This window comes from Rhodococcus oryzae (assembly GCF_005049235.1).
Lineage (GTDB): Bacteria > Actinomycetota > Actinomycetes > Mycobacteriales > Mycobacteriaceae > Rhodococcus_G > Rhodococcus_G oryzae.
This window is the reverse complement of record NZ_SUMD01000003.1, coordinates 429,146-447,742: the sequence shown is the minus strand read 5'-3', so window position 1 is coordinate 447,742 and position 18,597 is coordinate 429,146. Positions and strand designations below refer to the sequence as shown.

Annotated in this window: 21 protein-coding genes and 4 tRNA genes; 3 read left to right on the top strand and 22 right to left on the bottom strand. The window is 66.4% G+C overall.

The features are described 5' to 3' along the window. Positions 1-19: 19 nt before the first annotated feature. The 8 genes from FCG67_RS08435 to rplJ form a co-directional block, all read right to left on the bottom strand. Positions 20-1,015, bottom strand: coding sequence for an MCE family protein (locus FCG67_RS08435; protein WP_097211091.1), 996 nt, complete (start codon positions 1,013-1,015; stop codon positions 20-22). Then, the gene (locus FCG67_RS08430) at positions 1,012-2,079 is read right to left on the bottom strand and encodes an MCE family protein (protein WP_136908842.1); all 1,068 of its coding nucleotides are present in this window, start codon (positions 2,077-2,079) and stop codon (positions 1,012-1,014) included. Before FCG67_RS08430 ends, FCG67_RS08435 begins: the two co-directional genes overlap by 4 nt. Beyond that, a complete protein-coding gene (locus FCG67_RS08425) occupies positions 2,076-3,440 on the bottom strand; it encodes an MCE family protein (protein WP_136908840.1) in 1,365 nt (454 codons plus the stop codon). Before FCG67_RS08425 ends, FCG67_RS08430 begins: the two co-directional genes overlap by 4 nt. Further along, positions 3,437-4,297, bottom strand: a complete 861-nt coding sequence (locus FCG67_RS08420; protein WP_136908838.1) for an MlaE family ABC transporter permease — start codon at positions 4,295-4,297, stop codon at positions 3,437-3,439. The genes FCG67_RS08425 and FCG67_RS08420 overlap by 4 nt, the downstream gene beginning before the upstream one ends. Positions 4,298-4,300: 3 nt before the next feature. Next, positions 4,301-5,095, bottom strand: a complete 795-nt coding sequence (locus FCG67_RS08415; protein ID WP_027500658.1) for an MlaE family ABC transporter permease — start codon at positions 5,093-5,095, stop codon at positions 4,301-4,303. A 9-nt stretch (positions 5,096-5,104) separates the two neighbouring features. Continuing rightward, entirely contained in the window at positions 5,105-6,151 is a 1,047-nt protein-coding gene (locus tag FCG67_RS08410; protein WP_136908837.1) for an ABC transporter ATP-binding protein, read from the bottom strand. Between the two features lie 294 nt (positions 6,152-6,445). Further along, entirely contained in the window at positions 6,446-6,832 is a 387-nt protein-coding gene (gene rplL, locus FCG67_RS08405) for a 50S ribosomal protein L7/L12 (RefSeq protein WP_136908835.1), read from the bottom strand. Positions 6,833-6,952: 120 nt separating this feature from the next. Beyond that, on the bottom strand, positions 6,953-7,489 hold the full coding sequence (rplJ, locus tag FCG67_RS08400) for a 50S ribosomal protein L10 (protein ID WP_027500661.1): 537 nt from the start codon (positions 7,487-7,489) through the stop codon (positions 6,953-6,955). 416 nt (positions 7,490-7,905) lie between these two features. Between rplJ and FCG67_RS08395 the strand changes: the two genes are divergently transcribed. Further along, complete coding sequence (locus FCG67_RS08395) at positions 7,906-9,534, top strand: MFS transporter (protein WP_136908833.1); 1,629 nt, start codon at positions 7,906-7,908, stop codon at positions 9,532-9,534. 61 nt (positions 9,535-9,595) lie between these two features. Here FCG67_RS08395 and rplA read toward each other — a convergent pair whose 3' ends face one another. The 11 genes from rplA to FCG67_RS08340 all read right to left on the bottom strand — a co-directional run bounded on the left by rplA (position 9,596) and on the right by FCG67_RS08340 (position 14,007). Then, positions 9,596-10,312, bottom strand: coding sequence for a 50S ribosomal protein L1 (gene rplA, locus FCG67_RS08390; protein WP_077040733.1), 717 nt, complete (start codon positions 10,310-10,312; stop codon positions 9,596-9,598). 72 nt (positions 10,313-10,384) lie between these two features. Continuing rightward, a complete protein-coding gene (gene rplK, locus FCG67_RS08385) occupies positions 10,385-10,819 on the bottom strand; it encodes a 50S ribosomal protein L11 (protein WP_027500664.1) in 435 nt (144 codons plus the stop codon). 55 nt (positions 10,820-10,874) lie between these two features. Further along, complete coding sequence (gene nusG / locus FCG67_RS08380) at positions 10,875-11,663, bottom strand: transcription termination/antitermination protein NusG (RefSeq protein ID WP_136908831.1); 789 nt, start codon at positions 11,661-11,663, stop codon at positions 10,875-10,877. A gap of 40 nt (positions 11,664-11,703) precedes the next feature. Further along, positions 11,704-12,108, bottom strand: a complete 405-nt coding sequence (gene secE, locus FCG67_RS08375; RefSeq protein ID WP_169310471.1) for a preprotein translocase subunit SecE — start codon at positions 12,106-12,108, stop codon at positions 11,704-11,706. A gap of 31 nt (positions 12,109-12,139) precedes the next feature. Then, positions 12,140-12,212 (bottom strand) — tRNA-Trp (locus tag FCG67_RS08370). Between the two features lie 180 nt (positions 12,213-12,392). Then, complete coding sequence (gene hadB / locus FCG67_RS08365) at positions 12,393-12,821, bottom strand: (3R)-hydroxyacyl-ACP dehydratase subunit HadB (protein ID WP_077040730.1); 429 nt, start codon at positions 12,819-12,821, stop codon at positions 12,393-12,395. Then, positions 12,821-13,276: a (3R)-hydroxyacyl-ACP dehydratase subunit HadA gene (gene hadA, locus FCG67_RS08360; RefSeq protein ID WP_077040729.1), complete on the bottom strand. Its 456-nt coding sequence runs from the start codon at positions 13,274-13,276 to the stop codon at positions 12,821-12,823. The genes hadB and hadA overlap by 1 nt, the downstream gene beginning before the upstream one ends. An 86-nt stretch (positions 13,277-13,362) precedes the next feature. After that, the gene (rpmG, locus tag FCG67_RS08355) at positions 13,363-13,527 is read right to left on the bottom strand and encodes a 50S ribosomal protein L33 (protein ID WP_027500669.1); all 165 of its coding nucleotides are present in this window, start codon (positions 13,525-13,527) and stop codon (positions 13,363-13,365) included. Positions 13,528-13,593: 66 nt separating this feature from the next. Continuing rightward, positions 13,594-13,666 (bottom strand) — tRNA-Met (locus FCG67_RS08350). Between the two features lie 39 nt (positions 13,667-13,705). Continuing rightward, positions 13,706-13,778 (bottom strand) — tRNA-Thr (locus FCG67_RS08345). Between the two features lie 146 nt (positions 13,779-13,924). Then, positions 13,925-14,007, bottom strand: a tRNA-Tyr gene (locus FCG67_RS08340). 154 nt (positions 14,008-14,161) lie between these two features. Here FCG67_RS08340 and FCG67_RS08335 point away from each other — a divergent pair. After that, on the top strand, positions 14,162-14,653 hold the full coding sequence (locus FCG67_RS08335) for a YajQ family cyclic di-GMP-binding protein (protein ID WP_169310470.1): 492 nt from the start codon (positions 14,162-14,164) through the stop codon (positions 14,651-14,653). Positions 14,654-14,796: 143 nt separating this feature from the next. Here FCG67_RS08335 and htpX read toward each other — a convergent pair whose 3' ends face one another. Both htpX and FCG67_RS08325 read right to left on the bottom strand, forming a co-directional pair. Then, the gene (htpX, locus tag FCG67_RS08330; protein WP_077040728.1) at positions 14,797-15,669 is read right to left on the bottom strand and encodes a zinc metalloprotease HtpX; all 873 of its coding nucleotides are present in this window, start codon (positions 15,667-15,669) and stop codon (positions 14,797-14,799) included. A 114-nt stretch (positions 15,670-15,783) separates the two neighbouring features. Next, on the bottom strand, positions 15,784-16,815 hold the full coding sequence (locus FCG67_RS08325; RefSeq protein ID WP_136908825.1) for a polyprenyl synthetase family protein: 1,032 nt from the start codon (positions 16,813-16,815) through the stop codon (positions 15,784-15,786). A 195-nt stretch (positions 16,816-17,010) separates the two neighbouring features. On the opposite strand from FCG67_RS08325, the gene FCG67_RS08320 reads away from it, so the two are divergent. Next, on the top strand, positions 17,011-18,219 hold the full coding sequence (locus FCG67_RS08320) for a geranylgeranyl reductase family protein (protein ID WP_246044957.1): 1,209 nt from the start codon (positions 17,011-17,013) through the stop codon (positions 18,217-18,219). Here FCG67_RS08320 and FCG67_RS08315 read toward each other — a convergent pair. Then, positions 18,212-18,562, bottom strand: coding sequence for a Zn-ribbon domain-containing OB-fold protein (locus FCG67_RS08315; protein ID WP_246044937.1), 351 nt, complete (start codon positions 18,560-18,562; stop codon positions 18,212-18,214). The two genes, FCG67_RS08320 and FCG67_RS08315, sit on opposite strands and share 8 nt — an antisense overlap. Positions 18,563-18,597: the final 35 nt, after the last annotated feature.

The window sequence follows — 18,597 nt, the reverse complement described above, 5'->3', positions numbered from 1 at the left end:
CCCGAGGTCACGCCGGTCATCAGTTGCCCCCAATGGTTCGAACGGGATCGCGGTAACCCGGGATGAGCGGGAGCGCGGGCGGCGTCAGGTTCACGACCACCTGGTCGAACCAACGACCGTTGCCGACGATGTTCGCGTACAGCCGGGTGAACGGTGCGTACAGCTTGATCGCCCGGTCCAGGTTGGCGTTGTTGTCCTGCAGAATCTGCACGACGCCGCGGAGCTGCTCGAGCGCGGGACCGATCTGCGCCTCGTTGTCCTTGACCAGCCCGGTCAGCTGCTGCGAGAGCCGCTGGGTGCCGGTGAGCAGCTGGGAGATCGCCTGCTGACGGCTGTTCAGCTCGCCGAGCAGCAGGCCTGCGCTGCCGATCAGCTTGGTGAACTCGGCGTTGCGGTCGGCGAGCACCTTGGAGGTGTCGGCGGTCGCGGCGAAGAGCTTGCGCAGCTCCTCGTCCCGGCTACCGATGGTCTTCGACAGCCGCGTCACCCCGTCGAGCGAGGCCCGGATGTCCGCGGGCGTCTCCGAGAACGCCTCGGACAGCGTCTTCATGCTCTGCGCGAGCTGCGGCGTGTCGATCGCGTCCAGCGTGGTGGTCGCGTCGCCGAAAGCGTCGAGCACGTCGTACGGGGAGGTGGTGCGCTCCAACGGGATCGTGTCCCTGGCGTCCAGGGTGTCGGATCCGCGCGGGTCGAGGGCCAGGTACTTCTGGCCGAGGACCGTCTTGATCTGGATCGATGCGGTGGTCTGGTCGCCCACCCAGGCGTCCTTGACCTTGAACGCGACCTCCACCTTGTCGCCGTCGAGCTCGACGGCGGTCACCTTGCCGACCTTGACGCCCGCGATGCGGACCTCGTTGCTCGGCTTGAGCCCGGCCGCCTCGGTGAACTGGGCCCGGTAGGTGGCGCCCGCACCGATGATCGGCAGGTCGTCGAGGAAGAAGGCCGACACCGTGGCGAGCAGCGCCACCACGATGCCGAGCGCGCCGATGGCGGCTGGGCTACGACGTTGCTTCACTGTCCGGCCCCGTTCGCCGAGCACCGCGGTGCGGAGTTGGTGTAGATCGGCTGATTGACGGTCGGGAGTCCCGTCGGCAGGTTGAGGTACGGCGACTCGCCGGGACCCGCGACGACGTCGAGTCCGCACAGGTAGAACTGGAACCACGACCCGTAGCTCGCGATGCGGGACAGCTTGTCCAGCTTCACCGGCAGGGTGGCCAGGATCTTGTTCACGTCGGCGCTCTGCGCGTTCAGCGTTCCGGCCAGCGTGTTGAGCGCGGACACCGAGCCCTGGATCGACGGCCTCGCCGGTTCGAGCACGTCCGCGGTGGCATCGGCCAGCCCCGCGAGCGAGGTCACCGCGCTCCCGACCACGCCGCGATCATTCGCCAGCCCCGTGACGAGCTGCTCGGTGTTGACGATCAGCGAGCTCAGCTCCTCGTCGTGCTTGTTGACGGTCTCGAGAACCCCGTTGAGGTTGTTGATCACGTCCCCGATCACTCGGTCCTTGTCCGCGATGGTGTTGGTCAGGCTGGCCGTGTTGCGCACCAGTTCGGAGATCGTCCCGCCCTCGCCCTGGAACACCTGGATGATCTGGAACGACAGCTTGTTCACGTCGTCGGCGCTGAGCGTCTGGAACAGCGGCCGGAAGCCGTTGAAGAGGGTCGTCAGGTTGACCGCGGGCTTGGTGCGCTCGATCGGGATGGTCGCGCCGCCGGACAGCTTCATGCCCTGCGCGCCCTCGCCCTGCTCCAGCGCGATATAGCGCTGGCCGACCAGGTTCCGGTATCGGATCGTCGCGGTCGAGCTGGCCGGGAGCCAGTCACGGTCGGTCAGCGAGAACTGGACCGCGGCCTCCCGCTCGTTGACGATCGCGATCTTGTCGACCTGTCCGACCCTTACACCCGCGATCCGGACCTCGTCACCCTTGTTGAGCGAGGCGACGTCCGTGAAGATCGCGTTGAACTTGGTGCCACCGCCACCGCTGGTGTTCGCGATGGTCAAGGCCAGTGTCACGGTCGCCAACACGGTGACGACGGCGAAGATGATGAGCTTGATCAGGGGAGCCGCGAGACCTCTCATCGGACACTCACCTCCGTTCCCCTCAGTGCCGGCGCGCCCAGCAGCGTCGTCCAACCCGGCACCGCCTCCGGCAGGGTGCCGGTGCCCTCCCCATAGATGACTGCCAATGTGTCCTGCTCGAGTGTCGATCCGGTGTAGGCGGCGGGCGTGTTCTGCCCGGCTGCCGGGCTCGGGACCACCGAGTACTGCGGCGCGGCGGGCGACGGCACGAACGAGGGGCCCGGGTTGCGCGAGGGCACCTGATAGGAACCGTCGTTGTACGAGCCGCCCGGGTACTGGCCGAACTTGTAGCCGGGCGCCGCCGGCTCGTAGCACTTGGCGCCGCGGTTGTCGAAGAGCCGGGGCTCGTCCTGGTTCGGCAGGTAACGCCCCTTCGGGTTCACGAACACCGTGGCAGCGCGGGCGCCCGGGTGGTCCTTGAGGCTGCCGTCCGGGTTGAGCCCGAGGATGGCGCTCGCGCTCTCCACGATCGGCACGAACTGCGAAAAGGTGCAGCCGAAGGTCGGCGATGCGGCCGCCAGGACCTCGAGGGCCTCCCGCGAGTCCGCCGCGATGGAGATCAGCGAGTCCTTGTTGACCTCGAGGAAGTCCGCGGTGCTGCCTGCGGTCGCCGTGACCGAGGACATCAGTGCCCGGATCTGGTTCTGCTGCTGGACCACGGTCGCGCCGGTGGTCCGCAGGTTGTCGAACGCGTTGATCAGGTCGGGAGCGGCTTCCGAGTAGGTCTGCGAGAAGTCCGCGAGACCGCGCAGGCCCTCCTGCAGGTTCGGCAGCTCCGTGTTGACCCCGGCGAAGATGGTCTCGAGTCGCTCGATGCTCAACCCGATGTCGTTGCCGCGCCCGGCAAGGGCCTGCGACAGCGCGCCGAGGGTGTTGGCCAGGTCCTGCGGCGGAACAGCCTGCAGCAGCGGCAGCAGCCCGTCGAGCAGTTCACCGACCTCGATCGCGTTGCCGCTCTTGTCCTGGAGCAGTGTGTCGCCCTGCGAGATCGGGGCGGCGGTGTCGCCCGTCGGCACGATCAGCGAGACGTACCGCTCGCCGAACAGGGTCTTCGGCAGCAGCCGGGCCGTCGCATTGGACGGGATCAGCTCGGCCTTGTCGGGGTCGATCGCCAGGACCGAGGTGACCTTGCCGTCCTCGGTCGAAGCGGAACGCACCTCACCCACGATCAACCCGCGCACCTTCACGTCCGCGTGGCTGGGCAGCGAGTTGCCGACCGAGTCGGTCACGAGGTTGACCTTGACGACCTCTTTGAACGACTTGTTGTACATCCCGATCGTGAACACCAGGAACAACGCGAGAACGAGAAAGAAGGCCAGGCCCAGAATGCGTCGGCGCAGCACCGAACCACCGTCGGTCATCCGGCCACCCTCACTGTGGTCGTGGTGCCCCAGATGGCGAGGCTGAGGAAGAAGTCCAGCACCGCGATCGTCACGATCGCGGTCCGCACGGCCCGGCCGACGGCGACGCCGACGCCCGCCGGTCCGCCGGAGGCGTTGTAGCCGTAGTAGCAGTGGATCATGATCAGCACGAAGGCGAAGACCAGCACCTTGCCGAAGGACCAGAGCACGTCCACCGGCGGTAGGAACAGGTTGAAGTAGTGGTCGTACGACCCGCTCGACTGCCCGTTGAAGACAGTGTTGATCAGCCTCGACGCCAGATACGCGGCCATCAGACCGACGATATAGAGCGGCACGACCGCGATGAACCCGGCGATCATCCGGGTGGTGACCAGGAACGGCACACTGGGCACCGCCATGACCTCGAGCGCGTCGATCTCCTCCGAGATGCGCATGGCACCGAGCTGGGCGGTGAAGCCACAGCCGACCGTCGCCGACAGCGCGAGGGCCGCCACGAGCGGGGCGATCTCACGGGTGTTGACGTACGCGGACAGGAAGCCGGTCAGCACGGAACTGCCGAGCTGCTCGAGCGCCGCGTATCCCTGCAGGCCAACGACGACGCCGGTGAAGCCGGACATCATCACGATGACGCCGATCGTTCCGCCGATGACGGCCAGCGCACCGCTGCCGAAGGTGACCTCGGCGAGCAGCCTGAGGACCTCTCGGCCGTAGTGCGTGAGCGTCCGCGGAATCCAGCCGATTGCCCTTGCGTAGAAGGACATCTGGTCGCCGGCGCGATCGAGAACGTGCAGCGGCGCGCGAGTCACCTTGCGCGCACGCATCAGTGTCCAGTCGCCGCGACCCTTGGCGATCGTCATGGGTTAAGCCCCCTTGGCAGGAACGACTTGCAGGTACACCATCGTGAGGATCAGATTGGCGAAGAACAGCAGCAAGAAGGTGATGACGACCGTCTGGTTCACGGCCTCGCCAACGCCCTTCGGCCCTGGATTGGGGTGCAGGCCCTTGTAGGCCGCGACCACACCCGCGATGACGCCGAACACGGCGGCCTTCGCCTCCGCGATGTAGAGGTCCGGCAACTGCGCGAGCGCGGAGAAAGAGGACAGGTAGGCGCCGGGGGTGCCGCCCTGGAGGATCACGTTGAAGAAGTACCCGCCCGCGATGCCGACCACCGAGACCAGCCCGTTGAGCAGCACCGCCACCAGGATCATCGCCAGCACGCGGGGGACCACGAGGCGCTGGACCGGGTTGATACCGAGCACCTCCATGGCGTCGATCTCCTCACGGATGGTGCGCGACCCGAGATCGGCCGTCACCGCCGAGCCCGCCGCACCGGCGATCAGCAGCGCGGTCACGATCGGACTGCCCTGCTGGATCACCGCCAGCACGCTGGCCGCACCCGTGAAGGATTCGGCGCCGAGCTGCTTGATCAGCGATCCGGTCTGCAGTGACACCACCGCGCCGAACGGGATCGCGACCAGCGCTGTCGGCAGGATCGTCACGCTCGCGATGAACCAGGCCTGTTCGATGAACTCCCGGAACTGGAACGGCTTCCTGAACGTGTTCCGCACGACATCGACGAAGAGCTGAAATATCAACCCGGCCTGTGTCAACGCGGCCGTCAGCGGACTGAGCAGCGTGCTCTTGGTACCCCCCATCGGCGCGTGCTACCCGCGTCCCCAGGAAGACGTCTCCATGCCGGAGTCGTCATATGCGGGAATCACCTGAGTGTTGTCCTCGGTGTCAAGGCTCTCCTGGATCGCGATCTGGGCATTGTGCGGCAAGGTGTGCATGATCTGGCGGACGCGCTGCTGACGGCGGGCGACGGCCTGACGGAACGGCATACCGGGGGTTGCCTTCATCTGCGGGACGATGCCCTCGACGTCGTCGACGCCGCCGTGGTGGTGGCCGGCATCGACCATCGCCTGCTCCTGCGCCATCTGCGCCTCGTCCTTCTCCTCGGACATGCCGATCGGGCCGAGCATGCTGCCGTTGAGGAACTGCTTGACCACCGGCTCGTCGCTGGTGAGCAGCACCTCGCGGGGGCCGAACATGACGAGTTCCTTGCGGAACAACATGCCGATGTTGTCCGGCACGGTGCGCGCGAGGTTGATGTTGTGCGACACGATCAGGATCGTCGCGTCGATCTGCGAGTTGATGTCGATCAGCAGCTGGCTGATGTACGTCGTGCGGACCGGGTCGAGACCCGAGTCGGGCTCGTCGACCAGGATGATCTCCGGGTCCAGCACCAGCGCCCTCGCCAATCCGGCGCGCTTGCGCATACCGCCGGAGATCTCGCCGGGGAGCTTGTTCTCGGCACCGATGAGTCCGACGAGCTCCATCTTGCCCATCACGATGTTGCGGATCTCGGACTCGGACTTCTTGGTGTGCTCACGCAGCGGGAAGGCGACGTTGTCGAAGAGGTTCATCGACCCGAACAGCGCACCGTCCTGGAACAGCACACCGAACATCTTCCGGATCTCGTAGAGCTCGCGGCTGGAGCACTCCAGGATGTCGGTACCGTCGATGACGATCGACCCGCGCTCCGGACGGAGCAGGCCGATCAGCGACTTCAGGAACACCGACTTGCCCGTACCGGACGGGCCGAGCAGGGCCGTGACCTCCCCCGGGGGGAGCGTCAGGGTGACGTCCTGCCAGATCTTCTGCGAGCCGAACGACTTGGTGAGTCCCTCGACTACTACCTCTACTCCCACCGAAAACCTCCACGCTTTTCGACACACTGACCCAATGTGGGTTGGGTCACTCTATCGCATCGAAGTGGTACCTGTGACGCTGAATGCTACTCATGAGTAGGGTTCGAGGGCAATCCGGCCCCCCCATGTCCGATTTATCCCCTCTGAACTGCATCGATGCGTCGCCACAACGCTGAACAACCGTCCACTTCCGACACCCCCGAGGTTCGGATTCCGGGCACGAAAAAGGGCCGCTCCCCTGACGGGGAACGGCCCTTTTGTCGAGCGTGAGCGCTGCGTTGTTACGCGGCGGTCTTACTTGATGGAGATGGTGGCGCCTGCGGCGACCAGCTTCTCCTTGGCGGCCTCGGCCGCATCCTTCGCAACCTTCTCGAGGATCGCCTTCGGCGCACCCTCGACGAGGTCCTTGGCCTCCTTCAGGCCCAGGCCGGAGACGACCTCACGGACGACCTTGATGACCTGGATCTTCTTGTCGCCGGCCGACTCGAGGACGACGTCGAACTCGTCCTGCTCCTCAGCGGCGTCCGCGGCGGCGGCCGGGGCACCGGCGGCGGCAACGGCGACCGGCGCAGCAGCGGTGACCTCGAAGGTCTCCTCGAACGCCTTCACGAACTCCGAGAGCTCGAGGAGGGTGAGCTCCTTGAACTGGTCCAGCAACTCTTCGGTGGTGAGCTTCGCCATGATGGCGGTCCTTCCTGTAAGTCCCATGTCGCTGATCCGCGACGAGGTGGGAGTGGTTTGGTACGTGATACGCAAGACCTTGTTCACACCCGTGAGGGCGCCCGTCCGGTCTCGTGCGGATCAGCTTTCGGCTGCGGAGCCTTCCGCGGCCTTCTTGTCCTGCAGCGCAGCGGCCAGACGGGCCATCTGCGAGGCGGGGGCATTGAACAGGCCAGCGGCCTTTGCCAAGTTGCCCTTCATCGCGCCGGCGAGCTTGGCCAGCAAGATCTCGCGGGACTCGAGGTCCGCGATCTTGTTGACCTCGTCCACGGACAGCGCGTTGCCGTCCATGTAGCCGCCCTTGATGACAAGCGCCTTGTTGTCCTTCGCGAAGGCCTTGATGGCCTTCGCTGCGTCAACCGGCTCGCCCTTGATGAACGCAATGGCGGTCGGTCCGACGAACAGGTCGTCAAGGCCCTCGACGCCCGCCTCTGCGGCGGCGCGCTTGACCAGGGTGTTCTTGGCGACGGAGTAGGTTGCGCCTGCTCCGAGCGCGCGTCGCAGCTGCGTCAGACTGGTCACCGACAGACCACGGTATTCGGTGATCACGGCGGCAGTCGAACCCTTGAACTGCTCAGTGATCTCCGTGACTGCGGAGACCTTTTCGGGCTTTGCCATACTTCGCCTCCTCTCGTGACATCGTGTTGGTGCACCCTCGGGATGCGGCCGTGACAATGCAAAACGCCCCGGTGCAGGCACACGGGGCGTTACGAAGAGATCCGGACCCAGCTCGCGCGAAGGCCCACCACTCCCCTACCTCGTCCTCCTGCGTGGGCCGTCGGGCTGTGTCCCGAACCTTCAACCAATGCCTCGCGGCATCGGTGACCAACGGTCTTGGGTAGAACTTCTTGGGGTGAACTCGAAATAGATCGAACTCTTCCGGAGAGAGTACCCGAACGGGCGTGACCATCCAAAACGAGCCGCCACCGGAGCCATGTATCGTGACAGTCATCACATCACACCCCCGGGAGTGACGGACCAGTCTCAAGTTGACTGTTATATGTAGTTACACATAGCGAGTACCGTCACAACCCATGACCACGCTGGAACGCACCAACCCACCCGACAACCGGGTCGAGCTGATCTCCTCGCGCGCAGGGCGATTCGCGGCACTCGCCGTGATCTGCCTCGCGGAACTACTGGTGGTTCTCGACAACACGATCGTCAATGTCGCCCTGCCCTCGATCGGCGTCGAGCTCCATACCGGGGTGAGCGGATTGCAGTGGGTGGTCGACGCCTACACCCTCACCTTCGCCGGCCTGCTGCTGGCCTGCGGCAACCTCGGAGACCGGTACGGCCGCCGACGCATCATGATCATCGGCCTGATCGGCGTCGGGGTGATGTCCGTGGCAGGCGCCAACGCGGAGACCCTCGGGCAGGTCATCGCCGCCCGGGCCGCGATGGGCGTGTTCGCCGCCGCTGTCTTCCCCGCCACCCTTGCCCTGATCATCAACATCTTCACCGACACCCGCGAGCGCGCGCTTGCCATCGCCGCCTGGACCGCCATGGCCGGCTTCGCCATCGCCATCGGACCGATGTCCGGCGGCTGGCTGCTCGAACACTTCTCCTGGCACTCGGTGTTCTGGATCAACGTCCCCGTCGCCGCGGTCGCGATCATCGCGACGCTGCTCCTCGTCCCGGAGTCCAAGGCCGCCGTCGTCGGCCGGCTCGACCTCCCCGGGATCGTGCTGTCCATCGCGGGCATCACGCTGTTGGTCTGGTCGATCATCGAGGCCCCGCGCTACGGCTGGCTCAGCCTCGCCACCCTCGGTGGGATCGCGGCCGCGGCGGTACTCCTCGGCGCGTTCGTCTGGTGGCAGTTGCGCACCCCGACACCCATTCTCGACATGCGCCTGTTCCGGATCCGCAGGTTCTCACTGCCCGCGCTGGCCATCGCGATCGCGTACTTCTCGATGTTCGGGTTCCTGTTCCTGATCACCCAGTACTTCCAGGGCGTGCGCGAGTACACCCCGCTCGAGTTCGGGATCGCCTCACTCCCCTTCGCGGTGAGCGTTGCGGTCGGCGCGCCCATCGCCACCTTGCTCGCGCAACGCATCGGCACCACCGCGGTCATCGTCTTCGGTCTGCTGCTGACCGGGCTAGGCCTCTACCTCGGCGGACTCGTCGACGTCGACAGCACCTACCTCGCCGATGTGTTGCCGTCGATGGTCTCGATGGCGCTCGGCCTGGCGATCGTCCAGGGCCCCGCCACCGAATCGATAATGTCCTCGCTCCCCCTCGACGAGGCGGGTGCCGGCTCGGCCGTCAACGACACCACCCGCGAGATCGGCGGCACCCTCGGTGTGGCCGTGCTCGGGTCCATCGTCGCCTCGTACTACTCGACGAAGATCTCGCCGATCATCGACCGGGTGCCCGCGATGCTGATGAACGACGACGAGAAGGGATTCGCGCGGGCGACGGTCCTCAGTGTTCTCGAGATCCGCAAGCGGGAGATCCCGACGATGCTCGAACCGCAGCGGGAGAACCTGATCACGGCGATGAAGTCGGCGGTACTGCAGGGCTCGCAGACCGCCTCCCTTGTCGCGACCGGTGCGGTGGTGGTCTGCGCGATCATCGTCGCGATCTTCCTGCCCTGGGCGCCGTCGAAGGAGAACGCCGTCCTGCTCGCCTGGCGGAAGGACGAGGCAGACCCACAGGCGTAGGGACCGCAGACACGAAGAAGGCCGGTACGGAGATCCGTACCGGCCTTCTTGTCGAACTGTCTTACTCTGCAGCATCCTCGAGGAGGTTGCGGGTGCGGTTCGGGTCCACCGGGATGCCCGGTCCGGTGGTGGTCGAAACCGTGACCTTCTTGACGTAACGGCCCTTCGCGGAGGACGGCTTCGCACGCAGGATCTCGTCCAGCGCGGCGCCGTAGTTTTCCACCAGCTTGGCGTCGTCGAAGGACGCCTTGCCGATCACGAAGTGCAGGTTGGCCTGCTTGTCGACGCGGAAGTTGATCTTTCCGCCCTTGATCTCGTTGACGGCCTTGGTCACATCGGCGGTGACGGTGCCCGTCTTCGGGTTCGGCATCAGGCCACGCGGTCCGAGGACGCGGGCGATGCGGCCGACCTTGGCCATCTGATCAGGGGTCGCGATCGCGGCATCGAAGTCGAGCCAACCGCCCTGGATGCGCTCGATCAGGTCCTCGGCACCCACCGCGTCCGCACCGGCGGCCTCGGCCTCTGCGGCCTTCTCGCCGACGGCGAACACGATCACACGGGCGGTCTTACCGGTGCCGTGCGGGAGGTTGACGGTGCCGCGAACCATCTGGTCCGCCTTGCGGGGGTCGACGCCGAGTCGAACGGCGACCTCAACGGTCGCGTCCATCTTCGTGGAGGAGGTCTCCTTGGCGAGCTTCGCAGCCTGCAGTGGGCTGTAGAGCTTGGCCTGGTCGACCTTCTCGGCGGCGGCGAGGTACGCCTTGCTGCGCTTTGCCATGTGTTCTGTCCTTACTAATGGTTCAGTTGTGGTTTCGGGCCTGGCCGGCCCTCCCACGCGATCTGGAGCTGCTTAGCCCTCGACGGTGATACCCATCGAGCGTGCGGTGCCGGCGATGATCTTCGCGGCCTGCTCGATGTCGTTCGCGTTGAGGTCTTCCTGCTTGGTCTTCGCGATCTCGCGCACCTGGTCCATGGTCACCGTGGCGACCTTGGTCTTGTGCGGCTCGCCGGAGCCCTTCTGCACGCCTGCGGCCTTGAGCAGCAGTCGCGAGGCGGGCGGGGTCTTCAACTTGAAGTCGAAGGTCCGGTCCTCGTAGACGGAGATCTCCACGGGGATCACGTTGCCGCGCTGCGACTCGGTGGCCGCGTTGTAGGCCTTGCAGAACTCCATGATGTTCACGCCGTGCTGACCAAGCGCGGGACCCACGGGCGGTGCAGGGTTAGCCTGACCGGCCTGGATCTGAAGCTTGATGAGCCCGGCGAGCTTCTTCTTCTTGGGGGGCATCTTTCGTTCCTAATTTCTTGGGTGTGTCTTGCTACTGCAGTGCAAGTTTTTGTGGCTAGATCTTCGCGACCTGCGTGAAGGACAGCTCGACCGGCGTCTCGCGACCGAAGATCGACACGAGGACCTTGAGCTTCTGCTGCTCGGCGTTGACCTCGCTGATGCTGGCGGGCAGCGTCGCGAACGGGCCGTCCATGACGGTGACCGACTCGCCGACCTCGAAGTCCACCTCGATGAGGGGCTTCGCGACGGAGGCTGCGGCTTCGCCGGTTCCTGCGGCAGCGGCGACGGGCTTCTTCGCGCCCTCCTGCGGCATCAGGAACTTGACGACCTCGTTGATGGTCAGCGGCGACGGCCGCGAGGTGGCGCCGACGAAGCCGGTGACACCGGGGGTGTTGCGGACCGCGCCCCACGACTCGTCGTTCAGTTCCATCCGGACCAGGATGTAGCCGGGCAGCACCTTGCGATTGACCTGCTTGCGCTGGCCGTTCTTGATCTCGGTGACCTCTTCGGTCGGGACCTCGACCTGGAAGATGTAGTCGCCGACATCCAGGTTCTGCACGCGGGTCTCGAGGTTGGTCTTCACCTTGTTCTCGTACCCGGCGTACGAGTGGATCACGTACCAGTCGCCGGGGGCGCGGCGGAGCGCGGCCTTCATCTCGGCAACGGGATCGACCGGCTCCTCGGAGTCGGCGGCGATGGCGTCGTCTGCGGAAGCTGCCGGCTCCTCAACGGGAGCGTCACCCTCGCCGAGGACTGCCGCGTCAGCGGACTCCGCGGCGACCGCGTCATCGGCAACATGCTCTGCGGCTGCAGCCTCAATTGCGTCGTTCTCGGGGGTGCTCACTGGCGCACTCGCTTCCTCTCATCACGTTCGGTGTCCGGCGTCAGCCGAACAGCCAACTGACGCCCTCACGGAACGCCAGGTCCAATCCACTGATGAACGCGACCATGAAGGCCACGAACGCCAGTACAACGGTGGTGTAGGTGATCATCTGCTTGCGGTTAGGCCAGATCACCTTCCGGAGTTCCGCGATCACCTCACGGAGGAACTTCCTCAGGCGCTTGAAGAGATTCTCCTTGCGCGGCTTCTCCGGCTTGGCCTTCGTGGCCAAGGGGGTGCCTGCGACCTTCGCGGCCTGCGACTCGGTCGCGGCGGCATGGGTACGACGACCCGGACGCTTTCCAGTCGGACGAGAGGCGACGGGAGCTGAATCACTCGTGCCGGCCGCGGTGGCGTCGGCGTCCGGAGACCCCGCCGCGTTATCGGCCTTTCCGCGATCCTCGCTCACCGTCGTTCCTCTCAGTCGCTGACATCCGGGGCAGGGGCGACAGGACTTGAACCTGCAACCTGCGGTTTTGGAGACCGCTGCTCTGCCAGTTGAGCTACGCCCCTCTGGTTGACCGACGCGTCCCGATCATCATGATCCGGACCGATCAACCTCTCCGTGACCACACAACACGCGCGCTACCCTCAGCGGCCCGAATGGGCACGTAGGGCAGCGCGCAGCGCTGGTTGATCCCAGAAATCTCAGTGTACTGCACGGTAGTCGAACAAACCGAATCGGCTGGTTACTCAGCCGAAGCGCACGGTCGCGGTAGCGCGACCGAAGATCTTCTTGTCGTCCACTTTGGCGACGATGGCGACCACGGCGGAGCGGGTCTCCTCGTCGATGGACTTCACCTTGCCGGTGAGGACGATCACGGCACCCTTGCCGTCGTTGGGCACGACGACAGGACTGGTGAAACGAACGCTGTACTCGGTGACCGCGCCCGGATCGCCGAGCCAGGAGGTCACATAGCCGGCGCCGATGCCCATGGTGAGCATCCCGTGCGCAACCGCACAGGGGAGGCCGAGCTTCTGGGCCGTCGCGTCATCCCAGTGGATGGGGTTCGGGTCGCCGGAAACGCCTGCGTACTGCACCAGGTCGGACCTGGTCAGGGGCACGGTCTCTTCGGGCAGTTCCTGTCCGACGGAGATCTCCGCGAAATCGCGAACGGACATCACTCGACCTCCTCGGCGTGCCGACCGACCAGCGTGGTGTACAGGGTCTGGACGACCTGGCCGTCCTGATCGGTGATCTCGTTGCGGGTCACGATGATGTCGCTACCGCCCATCGTTCGGATCGAGTCGACGTACACGTCGCAGTACAGACGGTCGCCGACCTTGACCGGACGGTGGTAGACGATGCGCTGATCGGTGTGCAGAACCCGGCTGAGATCCAGCTCGACGTCCAGGGCCTTGAAGAACTCTTCCTGCGCGAGGAAGCCGAAGACAGCAATGAAGGTCAGCGGGGCTACGAGCGTGTCGTAGCCGATCTTCCTGGCGGCAGCTTCGTCGCGGTAGACCGGGTCGTCGCTCTTGACGGCGCGCGCATACTCGCGCACCTTCTCACGACCGACCTCGTAGTAGTCGCTGAACCTGTGATGCAGGCCAACGAGATCAGAACTCAACTTCACCGGAACGCAACCTATCTGCTTGGGACGCAGCTAGGCCAGGAAGCCGGGAACCGACCCCTACGATCTCCGCGTCGACTCGAAGAGTACTAGCGCGACTCGCGGTGCGCCTGATGCGTTCCGCAGTTCGGGCAGAACTTCTTGATCTCGAGACGATCGGGATCGTTACGACGGTTCTTCTTGGTGATGTAGTTGCGGTGCTTGCATACCTCGCAGGCCAAGGTGATCTTGGGCCGAACGTCAGTCGAGGCCACGGGATGCCTTCTTTCGGATAAATCTGATCGGGGTCAATCAGGGAGTGTTCTATGTGTCCACTTGTGTAGCGATGGCCGGACTTGAACCGGCGACACAACGATTATGAGTCGTTTGCTCTACCAACTGAGCTACACCGCCTCGGTGCATCGGTGCCAGTCTTGGACACCCAATCCAGCGAGCCCCCTAACGGAATCGAACCGTTGACCTTTTCCTTACCATGGAAACGCTCTGCCGACTGAGCTAAGGGGGCATGCTTCCGCGCACTTCGTTCATGCGTTGAAGCCTCCAAGAGATTACACAGCGGCGGGTCCGAGTGCCAAACCCGCAGGTCAGGAGCTCTTTCCATCCGTGTAATCAACGAGCCCCGGCGAGCTCACGCTCACCGGGACCCGGTTGTGGCAGATGTAGGATTCGAACCTACGTAGGCATAAGCCGACGGATTTACAGTCCGCTCCCATTGGCCGCTCGGGCAATCTGCCGGGTGACATCCAGGTCAGATCCGAAGTACTCCGGACCATCTCTGGCGCGGACAAGAGAATACCTCTACCGGGGCGGGTAAACGCAAACCGTGTGGTTATCGTGGGGTTCTCACGCGCTGGCGCAGGCCCGCGCACGATGAACAAGGGAGTTGCCGTGGCGGATTCGTCCTTCGATGTGGTGAGCAAGGTTGACCGACAGGAAGTGGACAACGCGCTGCACCAGGCAGCCAAGGAGCTCTCGACGCGCTTCGACTTCCGCAACACCGGTGCGAGCATCGACTGGTCCGGCGAGGAGGCGATCACCCTGACCGCCGACACCGAGGAGCGGCTGCTGGCCGCACTCGAGGTGTTCAAGGAGAAGTTGATCCGCCGGGACATCTCGCTCAAGGCGTTCGACGCAGGCGAGCCCGCGCAGTCGGGCAAGATCTACAAGCTGACCGGGACCCTGGTCCAGGGCATCACCACCGAGAACGCGAAGAAGATCTCGAAGAAGATCCGCGACGAGGGGCCCAAGGGCGTCAAGGCGCAGATCCAGGGCGACGAGCTGCGCGTCAGCAGCAAGAAGCGCGACGACCTGCAGGCCATCATCTCGCTGCTCAAGGGCGAGGACTTCGGCATCGCCCTGCAGTTCGTGAACTACCGCTGATCACCCGATAACGCATCGAGGGGACCGCGACGGCCACATCGGCCGCGCGGTCCCCTCTGCGTCGGCGGGGGCCCGGCTCGGCGGGGCCGATCCGCATCCACCCGGAGCAGCCGGCGAACGACCTTGTCCCCCAGTGGCATCCGTCACTCGGGCAGTCGTCGGCCTGCCATCTTCTCCAAGCGGTCGATCCGCTCAGCCATGGGCGGGTGGGTGGAGAACAGCCGGCTCATCTTGTCGCCCGCCCGGAACGGGTTCGCGATCATCATGTGCGACTGTGCGGCGATCTTCGGCTCCGGCGGCAGCGGGGCGGCCTCCACGCCGCGCTCCAGCTTGCGCAGCGCCGACGCGAGCGCGAGCGGATCACCGCTGAGTTCCGCCCCGGACTGGTCGGCCTGGTACTCCCTCGAGCGCGAGACCGCCATCTTCACAACCGAGGCCGCGATCGGGCCGAGCAACGAGACGAGCAGCAGCGCCAGCGGGTTCGGCCTGCCCTCGCCGCGGCCGCCGAACATCGAGGCGAACATCGCCATGTTGGCAAGGCCCGAGATGACCGCGGCCATCGCACCCGCGACCGAGGAGATCAGGATGTCGCGGTTGTACACGTGCGAGAGCTCGTGGCCGAGCACGGCCCGCAGCTCCCGCTCGTCGAGGATCTGCAGGATGCCGCTGGTGCAGCAGACCGCCGCGTTGCGTGGGTTGCGACCCGTGGCGAAGGCGTTCGGCGCCGCCGTGGGGCTGATGTAGAGCCGGGGCATCGGCTGGTGTGCCGTGGTCGCCAGCTCGCGCACGATCTTGTAGATGACCGGCGCCTCGACCTCGGTGACCGGCTGCGCGTGCATGGCCTTGAGCGCCAGCTTGTCGCTGTTGAAGTACGCGTAGCCGTTCATCCCGACCGCGAGGACGATCGAGAAGATGAGGATGCTCCTGTTGTTGAACAGCGCCCCGATGAACACGATCAGTGCGGACATCCCCACCAGCAACGCAAAGGTCTTCAACCCGTTGGAATACCGGTGCACGTTGGGCCCCTTTTCTCGCCGGACACTCAGTTGATCAACGAAAGAGCCCGGTGGGACGTTCCCCCGCACGCAGCGTGTCGGCGAGCCACGTGGACCCGAGCCGAGACGTTACCGTCAGCCGACCCGCGCGATCGTGTAATCCACCAGCCTGCCGAGCGCGTCGTTCGCCGGCCCCTGCGGCAGCTCCGCGAGCTGCGCGTGCGCCAAGTCGGCGTACTCCGCCAGCTTGGCCTTGGCCGCCGCCATGCCGGGGGAACGCTCCAGCAGCGCCAGCGCCTCCGCGACGGCGTCGTCGTCGGTGACCGGGCCGTCGAGCAGCACCCTCAGTCGATCGGCGTCGGGGCCCTCCTCGCGCAGCGCGTAGAGCACCGGCAGGGTGTGCACCCCCTCGCGCAGGTCGGTGCCCGGGGTCTTGCCGGACTGCGCGGCGACCGAGGAGATGTCGATGATGTCGTCGGAGATCTGGAAGGCGGTGCCCACCGCGTCGCCGAGCCGCTCGAGGCGGACGACGTCGTCGGCGCTCGCGCCGGAGAAGGTGCCACCGAACCGACCGCAGGCCGCGATCAGCGATCCCGTCTTCTCCCACACCACCTTCAGGTAGTGCTCGACGGGATCCTGCTGCTCCTTGACGCCGATGGTCTCCCGCATCTGCCCGGTGACGAGCTCGGCGAAGGTCTCGGCGATGATCCGAACCGCCTCGGGTCCGAGCGTGGACACCAGCCGGGAGGCGTGTGCGAACAGGTAGTCGCCCGCCAGGATGGCGATGGAGTTGCCCCAGCGCGAGTTCGCGCTCGGGGCGCCGCGGCGCATCGTCGCCTCGTCCATCACGTCGTCGTGGTAGAGCGTGGCCAGGTGCACCAGCTCGACGACGGTGGCCGCGGTGATGGTCGCCGGGTCCGTCGGATTGGGGCCCAGCTGCGCCGTCAGCAGGGTGAACAGCGGCCGGAACCGCTTGCCACCCGCCTTCGCCAGGTGCAGCGCCGCCTCGGTGAGGAAGTCCTCGCCATCCGAGAGCTCACTCACCAGCAGGCTCTCGACCTCGGCGAGACCCCCACGCACCACCTCGGCCAGCGCCGGATCCCCCAGATCCACGCCGGCAACGACCGTGCCCATCGCTTCGCTCGTGCTCACGATCTCAGTACCCATCCCGTCTCGCGTGATGCCCAGCAACCGATGCCATAACTGTCACGGTAGTGAACCTATCGGGTTCGCGGCCCGTCGGGCTGACCACAGCGGTCGACCCCGGCCTGAGAAGATACTGGGGTGGTGCCCTCGCCTGTCGACCCCGATCCCTCCGCCGCCCGTTCCGAGGCGCCCGATGGCGTCCCCTCGCACGCCGAAGTGGTGGTGATCGGCGCAGGTCCCGCGGGTTCCGCGGCGGCGGCATGGGCCGCGCGCGCGGGCCGCGAGGTGCTGCTCGCCGACTCCGCCACCTTCCCGAGGGACAAGACGTGTGGCGACGGACTCACCCCGCGCGCCGTGGCGGAGCTCGTCCATCTCGGCCTCGGCGACTGGCTCGCCACCCGCGCCACCAACCGAGGCCTGCGGCTGAACGGGTTCGGGCAGGAGTTGGAGCTGCCGTGGCCCGGCGGCTCGCTGCCGAGTACCGGCAGCGCGGTCCCGAGGACCGAACTCGACGACCGGATCCGACAGGTCGCGCTCGACGCCGGTGCCCGGATGGTCCAGGGCGCCAAGGCCGTTGACGCCGACCGGGACGGAAACCGGGTGCGGTCGGTGACCCTCCAGACGGCCGAGGGGCCACGCACGGTCCGCTGCGAGCACCTCATCGTCGCCGACGGCGTGCGATCCACCCTCGGCAAACGTCTCGGACGCGAGTGGCATCGCGACACCGCGTACGGGGTTGCGGCCCGCGCCTATGTCCGCTCGGCCCGCAGCGCCGACCCGTGGATCACCTCGCACCTCGAACTGCGCGACCGCGAGGGGACCCTGCAGGCCGGCTACGGCTGGGTGTTCCCGCTCGGCACCGGCGAGGTCAACCTCGGCGTCGGCACCCTGGCCACCGCGAAGCGGCCCGCGCCCGGCGCCCTGCGGCCGCTGATCGAGCTGTACGCGGAGCAGCGCCGCGACGAGTGGCGGCTCGACGGCCCCGTGCGCGCGGTGGCATCGGCGTTGCTCCCGATGGGCGGGGCGGTGTCCGGGGTGGCGGGGACCAACTGGGCGATCATCGGCGACGCCGCGGCCTGTGTGAACCCGCTCAACGGCGAGGGCATCGACTACGGCCTGGAGACCGGCTCGATGGTGGCCGAGGTGCTCGGGGCCCCGGACCTCACCGAGCTGTGGCCGACCCTGCTGCGGGAGCGGTACGGGCAGGCCTTCTCCATCGCCCGTCGGCTCGCCGGCCTGCTCACCGTCCCCCGGGTGCTGCCTGCCTCCGGGCCGCTGGCGATGCGTTCACGTGCGCTGATGACGATCGCGGTCCGGGTGATGGGCAACCTCGTGACCGACGCGGATCGTGACCTGACCGCGCGGGCGTGGCGGGCGTCGGGGTCGTCCTCGCTGCGACTCGACTCGCGGCCGCCGTTCAGCTGATCCCGGCCCGATCTGCGACGGTCCGCCGAACGGCGAACACGGGGAACCGCTCCCCCGATTCCGCCAGCCGGAACTCCACCCGCACCGACCGCTCCGGATGCACCGGCAGCTCTCCCTCGATCCAGGTGTAGATCCAGGGACCCTCGTCGAGCTCGACGATCGCGAGCGTGCACGGCACCAGCGCCAGCGGGAGGTCGACGGACGAACAGTCCACCACCGTCCACGACACCACGGTCCCCGTGCCCGCGGCCCGCACCCGTTCGAGTTCGTCCCGGCCGCAGGAGGTGCACGCCGTCTCCTCGGGGGCCAACAGCGTCGCGCACTCCTCGCAGCGCAGGATCATCAGCGCCCGCCGCCGGGTCCGGACACTTCTCGCAC

Excerpts from the sequence above, each read along its gene's own strand:
- FCG67_RS08430 (WP_136908842.1), bottom strand. The coding sequence starts at position 2,079 with ATGAGAGGTCTCGCGGCTCCCCTGATCAAGCTCATCATCTTCGCCGTC.
- FCG67_RS08425 (WP_136908840.1), bottom strand. The coding sequence starts at position 3,440 with ATGACCGACGGTGGTTCGGTGCTGCGCCGACGCATTCTGGGCCTGGCC.
- FCG67_RS08420 (WP_136908838.1), bottom strand. The coding sequence starts at position 4,297 with ATGACGATCGCCAAGGGTCGCGGCGACTGGACACTGATGCGTGCGCGC.
- FCG67_RS08415 (WP_027500658.1), bottom strand. The coding sequence starts at position 5,095 with ATGGGGGGTACCAAGAGCACGCTGCTCAGTCCGCTGACGGCCGCGTTG.
- rplL (WP_136908835.1), bottom strand. The coding sequence starts at position 6,832 with ATGGCGAAGCTCACCACCGAAGAGTTGCTGGACCAGTTCAAGGAGCTC.
- rplJ (WP_027500661.1), bottom strand. The coding sequence starts at position 7,489 with ATGGCAAAGCCCGAAAAGGTCTCCGCAGTCACGGAGATCACTGAGCAG.
- FCG67_RS08395 (WP_136908833.1), top strand. The coding sequence starts at position 7,906 with ATGACCACGCTGGAACGCACCAACCCACCCGACAACCGGGTCGAGCTG.
- rplA (WP_077040733.1), bottom strand. The coding sequence starts at position 10,312 with ATGGCAAAGCGCAGCAAGGCGTACCTCGCCGCCGCCGAGAAGGTCGAC.
- rplK (WP_027500664.1), bottom strand. The coding sequence starts at position 10,819 with ATGCCCCCCAAGAAGAAGAAGCTCGCCGGGCTCATCAAGCTTCAGATC.
- hadB (WP_077040730.1), bottom strand. The coding sequence starts at position 12,821 with ATGTCCGTTCGCGATTTCGCGGAGATCTCCGTCGGACAGGAACTGCCC.
- FCG67_RS08325 (WP_136908825.1), bottom strand. The coding sequence starts at position 16,815 with ATGGGTACTGAGATCGTGAGCACGAGCGAAGCGATGGGCACGGTCGTT.
- FCG67_RS08315 (WP_246044937.1), bottom strand. The coding sequence starts at position 18,562 with ATGATCCTGCGCTGCGAGGAGTGCGCGACGCTGTTGGCCCCCGAGGAG.